General features: G+C 49.1%; 1 protein-coding gene. It reads right to left on the minus strand.

Going from position 1 to position 446, the window contains the following annotated elements; genetic code table 11:
- A partial coding sequence (locus tag D7X55_RS43910; protein ID WP_199747418.1) for a hypothetical protein occupies window positions 1-446 on the minus strand: 446 nt, incomplete at both ends.

Here is a 446-nt window from a genome sequence, read left to right on the forward strand (position 1 = left end):
GTTTACTACCTTTGCGGCAGTTCGTGATCTCGACTTGGCTTCTTGGGTTCTTCTGTCCTTTTCCTTCTCTCTTTCTCTTTCTCTTTCTCTCTCGCGCTCTCTTTCTCTTTCACGGAGCTTCTTTTCCCGTTCTTTCTCGCGCTCCAGCTCACGTTCTCGCTCCTTCTCCTTCTCCAGTTTTTCCTTCTCTCTGCGAGCTTTTTCCCTTTCTTGTTCTTGCCTTTCACGTTCTTGCTCTCTCTCGCGCTTTCTGGCCGCTTCCTGTTGTTTCTTTTCCTTCTCCTTGGATTCACGTTCGCGTTGTTGGCGCTCTTTCTCCTGCTTGGCCTTGGCTTCCTTTTCTCTTTCGAGTCTTTCCTTCTTTTCGCGTTCCTTTCTTTCCTGTTCGGCACGTTCCTTTTCCTTCTTCTCCTGCTCCTTCCTTTCACGTTCGGCCTGTTGTTCCT

Origin of the sequence: Corallococcus sp. AB049A, assembly GCF_003668885.1 — a bacterium.
GTDB classification, from domain to species: domain Bacteria; phylum Myxococcota; class Myxococcia; order Myxococcales; family Myxococcaceae; genus Corallococcus; species Corallococcus interemptor.